The sequence below is a fragment of the Bacillus sp. GMa5/1 genome (assembly GCF_050172015.1).
Classification (GTDB): Bacteria; Bacillota; Bacilli; order Bacillales; family Bacillaceae_G; genus Bacillus_A; species Bacillus_A cereus.
Genome location: NZ_JBNLYC010000173.1, coordinates 1 through 7,703, shown reverse-complemented (window position 1 = coordinate 7,703; position 7,703 = coordinate 1). Strand labels below are relative to the sequence as shown.

The window sequence follows — 7,703 nt, the reverse complement described above, 5'->3', positions numbered from 1 at the left end:
CTTCAAAATATGTTGGATCATGTATTGTAATTTTTTTATCTAAAATTGTAACAATGCTATCATTTTTTAATTGTTTTAATACGCTGCTAACTGTCTCTCGAGATGTTCCAGATATTTTGGATATTTCAATTGTTGTAAGTGGACATGAAATTACAATCTTTTCCCCACTCTGTTCTCCTAAATCCTGCATTAAATAATTTAACGTTTGGATAACACGATCTTGTGCATTAGGAATTGTAATATTTTGCACTCGATTTTCGTTCAATTTTAATATAGATGATAATTGCTGAACAACGTACATCAATTGCGTTCTGCTGGATTTTACCATATCTTCAAAGATTACCGTTGGAATATAATATACCTCCACATCCGTCATTGCTTCTGCTGTATAGTTATATCCTCTGTCTGTAAACATGCCACCATAAGGAAAAATAGAATATCGCTTTACATAGTCATCGTATAATAAGTTCCCATTTTGATTAACCCGCTCTAACTTTACAAAACCATCTAACATGAAGTAGATTCTTTCCCTTGAATCTCCTTCTAAAAATAAAAATTGACCTTTTTTATAAGTTCGCCAATAAACAAACTCTGTTAAGCCTTTCAATTTTTTTTCTGTTAAATGAGCAAATAATTCGAACTGCTTTAAGTCCTTAACTACGTTCCGTCTATTCATAAAATTCCCTCTCTCTTGCTGTATGTTGGAGCGAAAAATCAAGAAAGCGTATTCAATTTGAATTTTATCATAATTAACTTACATATTCAGATTTCATCATGAAAACTTTATGAACAATGAGTACAAAAAATATTAATAAATAAAAAGAATGAAGTTACTAACTCCATTCTTTTTTACTACTAAGTAGCGTACATAAGAATTTAAACATATATGCATACATTCTGTTTTGAAATAATAGTACCAGCTTTTTCTTCTAGTGCTTCATATACTTTTTCTAAAGACGTAATAATTGTTTTTCTTTTTGGATTTGTATTAACAAAATTAATAGCAGCTTCAATTTTTGGAAGCATGCTTCCCGCAGCGAATTGTTGTTCTTCAATATATTCTTCTAATTGATTCACTGTGACATGCTCTAATTTTTTTTGATTCGGTTGATTATAATTTACATACACATGATCAACTGCAGTTAAAATAACGAGCGTATCGGCATCTACTAATTCTGCTAATTTCTGCGCAGCGAAATCTTTATCGATAACTGCTTCAGTTCCTTTTAGCCCTTCTTCGGAATCAATTACTGGAATTCCACCTCCGCCAACAGCTATCACTATATTTCCATCTTCGACCAAAGAATTAATCACTTTATGTTCATGAATACTTACAGGCTTCGGTGATGGAACAACGCGTCTCCACCCTCTACCAGCATCTTCTTTAAACACTGCTTTTGTTTCATCCATTAATCTTCTGGCCTCTTCTTCTGTATAAAAAGGACCAATTGGTTTAGTTGGATTTTTAAATGCCTCATCTTTTTTATCCACAACAACACGTGTTATAACCGTTGCTACGTCTTTTTTTATATTCCGTTTTTTCAATGCCTTTTCAATCGCATTTTCCATCCAATATCCAATCATCCCTTGACTCATTGCCCCACAAGTATCTAATGGCATTGCAGGTGTCTTTTCCGTTTCTGCAGCTTTTTGCTGTAATAAAATATTCCCCACTTGTGGGCCATTTCCATGCGCAATTACTATATCTACATCATTTTCCATTATTTTCACAAGTTGTTCTGCCGTTTTTTCCAACGCTTCTTGCTGCGCTCCCGCAGTAGCTTCTCCAGACTGTATCGCATTTCCCCCTAGTGCAACTACAATTTTTCTTCGTGCCATATTCCAGCCCTCCAGTTGATTTCGCTTTCACAGCGCTTTATAAAGTAATACTGCCTGTAATTAATCCATAAATCGCAAAGAATGCTAAAGCACCAATTGCTACGGATGATGCTAATTCCACTCGAGTAAATATTTGCTTCGAACTCTTTTGCTTTTGAACATTGTAAAAAATAAAAATACCTGGCGCATATAAAGTCATTGTTAATAATAAATACTCTAAACCAGCTGCATAAACTAGCCACACGCCATAAATACTGGCTATCAAGCCAATTATTATATTTTTATTTCGATCTGCTTCTTCAGACTTTAAGCTATGCTTCAGTTGATAAAACGCTGAAAAAGCATATGGGATTAAAATAGCTGAAGATGCTAAAGAGAATGCAAAGTTATACGCCTGATCAGAAACGACGAATGTTAACAAGAACATTTGTATTAAACCATTTGTTATCCATAATGAATTTACTGGAGCCTTATTTTTATTTTCTTTTGCAAACCATTTTGGAAATACTCCATCTTTAGCCGCTAAATATGGAATTTCAGAAGCGAGCAAAGTCCAACCTAACCAAGCACCTAATACAGAGATGACCAAACCTAAATTAATAAAGATAGCACCCCATTTTCCAACAACACTTTCAAATAAATAAGCCATAGCCGGATTTTTCAAACCTGCAATATCTGCTTGCTGCATAAGTCCAAGAGACAATAATGTGATTAAAATGTAAATGATGAGTGTACCAATTAAGCCAATAACGGTTGCTTTCCCTACATCACTTCTATTTTTTGCTCGACTGGATAAAACAACAGCCCCTTCTACCCCAATAAATACCCATAAAGTTACAAGCATTGTACTTTTAACTTGGCTGCCAACTGCTCCCCATGAAAAAGAACCAGCTTGCCCCCAAAATCCATCTAAGAACGTATCAATATGAAACGCGAAGATTCCTATGACAATAAATACAAATACAGGTACTAATTTTGCGATTGTAGTTACTAAATTCACAAGGGCTGCTGATTGAACTCCACGTAAAATTAACATGTGAACACACCATAATAATACGCTTGCACCAATAATGGATTCTACATTTTGACCGCCTTCAAAGATCGGGAAGAAATATCCTAATGAAGAAAACAATAATGTACCGTAAGCTACATTTCCAAGCCAAGCAGATAGCCAGTATCCCCACGCACTATTAAACCCCATAAAATTACCAAACCCTGCTTTTGCATAGCTAAAAATACCACCATCTAAATCTGGCCGTTTTACAGTTAGATTTTGAAAAGATAATCCAAGTGCAATCATCCCAATTCCTGTTATAACCCAGCCAATAATAATGGCTCCAGCACCAGCACCTTTTGCCATATCACTCGCTAAATTAAAGGCTCCACCGCCAATCATAGACCCAACTACAAGAGCCGTTAGTGTAAACAACCCTAATTTCTTATCTTCACCCATTCCACTCACCTCTCTTAAATTGCAATAACAATACAAAAGCAATAGTGAATGATCGTGTCTAAAGGAGGAGAAAGAAGAAAGGAAGACTCCCTTTCTTCTTTACTCCATATTTCCTAAAGTAGCTGCCATAACCGCTTTAATTGTATGCATTCTATTTTCAGCTTGATCAAATACTTTTGAATGTTTACTGCGGAATACTTCGTCAGTTACCTCCATTTCTTTCAACCCATATTTCTCATAAACTTCTTCGCCATACATCGTTTCAACATCATGAAATGCAGGTAAACAATGTAAGAAAATCACGTTTTCATTCCCTGTTGCTTTAATCATTTTCATATTTACTTGATAAGGTTTCAATAACTCGACACGTTCAGCAAATTTTTCTTCTTCCCCCATAGACACCCATACATCTGTATAAATTACATCTGCATTCGCAACAGCTTCTTCCACATTACTTGTTATCATTACCTGTTCATTATATTTTTTTGCTAAATCAATTACTTCTTGTGCAGGCCATAAAGATTCCGGTGTACAAATACGTACATCCATTCCAACGATTGCTCCACCAACTAGTAAGCTATTAGCAACATTATTTCGTCCATCGCCAACGTAAACGAGCTTCACATTTTTCAATTTCCCTATATGTTCTCTAATTGTTAATAAATCTGCTAGTGTTTGTGTTGGATGCCACATATCTGTTAATCCATTCCAAACTGGCACACCAGAATTTTGTGCTAAAGATTCTACGGTTTCATGATTAAATCCACGAAACTCAATTCCGTCAAACATACGCCCTAACACTTTTGCTGTATCCTCTACAGATTCTTTTTTCCCAAGTTGAATATCACCTTTCCCTAAATATTCAGGATTTGCTCCTAAATCTGTACATGCTACTGTAAATGCACAACGTGTACGAGTAGAAGTTTTTTCAAATAAGAGCGCTACATTTTTACCTTCTAAATAATGATGCGGAATACCATTTTTCTTTTTCTCTTTTAATTCTGCTGCCAAATCTAGAAAATATAATAATTCTTCTTGTGTAAAATCTTTTTCTGCTAGAAAGCTTCTTCCTTTTAAATTTGGTCTAGTCATTAACATAATTCATCCCTACTTTCTCCGTTATTTATACTAAATATCTTTACGAACAATTGGCATACTCATGCAACGTGGACCCCCACGACCACGAGATAATTCCGAACTTAGAACCTCAATCACTTCTATACCGTGTTCCCGTAATAACGTATTAGATACATAGTTGCGATCATATGTAACAACTACACCTGGCGCGATTGCTAATGTGTTCGAGCCATCATTCCATTGTTCACGAGCAGAAGCAATTACATCTCCTCCTCCACATGGAATAAGAACTAATTCACTTAAGCCTAATACCTCTTTTAATGCTTCCATTAAAGAAGTACGATGTGTAATTTTAAGAGTTTCCTCATCTGATCCTTTTTCTAAAATATAAATATTCATATTCCCTTTTGGCCCTTGAATGGCTGGATGAATTGTAAACTTGTCATAATCAACCATTGTAAATACTGTATCTAAATGCATAAATGCTCGACATTTTGGAATTTCTATTGCTAACACTTTCTTAATTTTATTTTGTCGGCTAAAGAGATTTTTAGCTAAACGTTCAATTGCTTTAGCTGAAGTACGAGCAGATACTCCAATCGCAATTGTTTCTTCATTTAAAATTAGCTCGTCGCCACCTTCAATTGGAAATTTATAATCACGATCTAACCAGATTGGTACATTATGTTTTGCAAATCTTGGATGATATTTAATGATGTACTCCATGAATAATGATTCACGTCTACGCGCTGGTTCTCTCATCTTATTTATCGTTAAGCCATCGCCCACGCTAGCTGCTGGATCACGAGTAAAATATAAATTAGGCATTGGATCTAAGTAAAACGGATAGTGATCTTCCATTAATTCATATAAATGTGTCTTCTTACTTGTTTCAATTTCGTTTTTCCGTACACCGCCCATAATTTTTTGAATTAATTCTTCATTTGAAAAGGAAAGTAAATATTCTTTTAAAGTTTGATGTGCAACATTTACGTCGGCCTGTCCTTCTTTTAAAATACGATCAACAAATTCTTCTCGAAGTTTTTTATCTACTAACGCCTCAGCGGCTAGTTTTTCTAAATAAAGAACTTCAACACCCCGATTGCGTAACGTTTGTGCAAAATAATCATGCTCTTTTTGAATAATTGGTAAGTATGGAATATCGTCAAATAATAATTGCTGCAAATAATCTGGCGTCAAGTTTTCCACTTCTTTACCCGGTCGTTTTAATAAAACCGTTTGTAATTCCCCAATTTCTGAAGTAACATGTATCGGATGTTTCATTTGTTGTACCTCCTTTTAAATATGTTTGATGTCTTACAAGTACATAATAAATGCTCTGCACTTTCATCTTTGTGAAAGTATCCACATTATCATTGTGAAATATTAAACAAGTTATTTTTTTAAAATCATACGAATATGTATTTTTATAACAAACTATCTCGCTTTCTCAATAAAAAATACATATATTACGCATATATGTTGAATATTTAACTTCCGTATTTAAACAAAAATCCTGTTTTTAATTTTATTAAAAACAGGATTTTTGCATCTAAATAATTAAATTTAATCTTTCTTCTATAATCTCCCTATCTGATTTCGACTGTGAAATTATAAGGCATGTATCATTTCCGCATATACATCCTATTTTTTCTTTCCAATCTAACTCATCAAATAAAACACCAATAACATGTGCATTACCAGGTAATGTTTTAATAACCATTAATTGATCTACACAATCAATTTTTACAACAACTTCTCGTAATTTTTTCTTTAACTTTATATCAGTTTGTAAATGCTCTTCTGAGAAAACTTTATATATCATTAATCCTTCTTGAGAAGGTACCTTCGTTAAGTTTAACTCACGAATATCGCGAGAAATCGTAGCTTGTGTTACTAATACATCTTTTTTTGCTAACAATTCTACTAATCTTTCTTGCTTATCTATTTCATACTCCTTTACAAATTGTTTAATTAACCGTTGTCTTTTTTCTTTTTTCATAAAAGACACCCCTTTTAATATTATAGCTCGCTATAATTTTCATCCGAAAGGGGCAGAAAAGAATGTTGCGGAAACGTTCATAGTTTAACTGTAAATATTAAATCAAGCTAAATAAAAAAGAGAAGAACAGCATTCTGTTCTTCCTTTTACATTGAAAATCGTTCAATTGTTTGTTTCAAATCAGTTGCTTGCTTCTCTAAATCCTTTAATAATTGATCGATTACTATCATATTTTTAGACTGTTGTAGCGTCACACGCGCCACTTCTTGCGAACCAGCTGATGTTTCTTCAGCAATTGCTGCTACAGCTTTTGTTTGTGCTCCTGTTTGATGAATGTGGCTTACTTGTTCATTCATATAACTACTAATTTGCTGAGTTGCATCGGCTACTTCCATAACACTTGATGACATTTCTTTTAAAATTAATTCCGTAGCTTCCCCACGTTTCGCCTCTTCTTTAGCTATTTTCACTTGTTCTGTCATTTTCATTGCAACTTGTTGTACTTCATCTTGCATATTCCGTAATAACTGCGATATGTTTCTTGCAGAATGATCACTTTCATCAGCAAGTTTACGTACTTCTTCCGCAACAACCGCAAAGCCTCTTCCATGCTCTCCTGCGCGAGCTGCCTCAATAGAAGCATTTAGTGCTAATAAATTCGTTTGGCTAGCAATCGCACTCACAACAGACACAATATGTTCTACTTGTTTCATTCGTTCTTCTAACTTCTGTACATTTTGCATTGAATCTTCATTTTCTTTTGCCAATGTTTGAATACCTTGAATTAAAGACGTAAAGACACGAGTACTATGCCCTAAAGCTTCAACCATTTCTGAAGACAATGTATCAGACTGCTTCGCTTTTTCTTCTACTTCACTTGCAATAGAAGTCGTTGTATCAACAGCAGAAACAATTGCTTGAATTGATGCCGCTGATTGCTCAGCGCCTGAAGAAATTTCTGCAAGTGTCTCTGATACACCTTGCGCTTGTCTCGTTGCTTCGCCTGTTTGTTTTCTAATCTGCTGTACTTGATTATTTGTATACGAAAATGTTGTATCAATATTTTTTACCATGCCCCTTAAGTTTCCTAACATCATATTAAATGCAACACTTAAAGATTTAATTTCATCATCTGTCTTCGGTAATGGAACATCTTCACGAATATCACCCTCAGCTGCTTTTCTTGCCGCTTCCTCTAACTTGCGAAGCGGTTTAATTAAAAATACGGCTGCTCCATATGCTAAAATTCCAGACCATACTACCCCTAATAACATAACGATAATATTATATACAGTTTGACTTATATAACTTTGAAAATAATCGTATATCACG

7 protein-coding genes are annotated in these 7,703 nt (G+C 34.4%); all 7 read right to left on the bottom strand.

Annotated features, from left to right (window positions below; translation table 11 throughout):
• The coding region (locus ACQGSG_RS24180; protein ID WP_426948197.1) for a Crp/Fnr family transcriptional regulator at positions 1 to 676 on the bottom strand (676 nt) is incomplete at its 3' end.
• Between the two features lie 200 nt (positions 677 to 876).
• On the bottom strand, positions 877 to 1,839 hold the full coding sequence (arcC, locus tag ACQGSG_RS24175) for a carbamate kinase (protein WP_000113947.1): 963 nt from the start codon (positions 1,837 to 1,839) through the stop codon (positions 877 to 879).
• Between the two features lie 37 nt (positions 1,840 to 1,876).
• Positions 1,877 to 3,292, bottom strand: a complete 1,416-nt coding sequence (gene arcD / locus ACQGSG_RS24170; RefSeq protein ID WP_000503410.1) for an arginine-ornithine antiporter — start codon at positions 3,290 to 3,292, stop codon at positions 1,877 to 1,879.
• 99 nt (positions 3,293 to 3,391) lie between these two features.
• The gene (gene argF, locus ACQGSG_RS24165; protein ID WP_000930289.1) at positions 3,392 to 4,390 is read right to left on the bottom strand and encodes an ornithine carbamoyltransferase; all 999 of its coding nucleotides are present in this window, start codon (positions 4,388 to 4,390) and stop codon (positions 3,392 to 3,394) included.
• A gap of 30 nt (positions 4,391 to 4,420) precedes the next feature.
• A complete protein-coding gene (gene arcA, locus ACQGSG_RS24160; protein ID WP_000682331.1) occupies positions 4,421 to 5,653 on the bottom strand; it encodes an arginine deiminase in 1,233 nt (410 codons plus the stop codon).
• 268 nt (positions 5,654 to 5,921) lie between these two features.
• Positions 5,922 to 6,371 carry an arginine repressor gene (gene argR / locus ACQGSG_RS24155; protein WP_000711822.1) on the bottom strand — a complete coding sequence of 150 codons (450 nt, stop codon included), beginning with the start codon at positions 6,369 to 6,371 and terminating at the stop codon, positions 5,922 to 5,924.
• 146 nt (positions 6,372 to 6,517) lie between these two features.
• Positions 6,518 to 7,703 (bottom strand): methyl-accepting chemotaxis protein (locus tag ACQGSG_RS24150; RefSeq protein WP_426948194.1); only part of this gene is annotated, 1,186 nt, incomplete at its 5' end.

Excerpts from the sequence above, each read along its gene's own strand:
- arcC (WP_000113947.1), bottom strand. The coding sequence starts at position 1,839 with ATGGCACGAAGAAAAATTGTAGTTGCACTAGGGGGAAATGCGATACAG.
- arcD (WP_000503410.1), bottom strand. The coding sequence starts at position 3,292 with ATGGGTGAAGATAAGAAATTAGGGTTGTTTACACTAACGGCTCTTGTA.
- argF (WP_000930289.1), bottom strand. The coding sequence starts at position 4,390 with ATGTTAATGACTAGACCAAATTTAAAAGGAAGAAGCTTTCTAGCAGAA.
- arcA (WP_000682331.1), bottom strand. The coding sequence starts at position 5,653 with ATGAAACATCCGATACATGTTACTTCAGAAATTGGGGAATTACAAACG.
- argR (WP_000711822.1), bottom strand. The coding sequence starts at position 6,371 with ATGAAAAAAGAAAAAAGACAACGGTTAATTAAACAATTTGTAAAGGAG.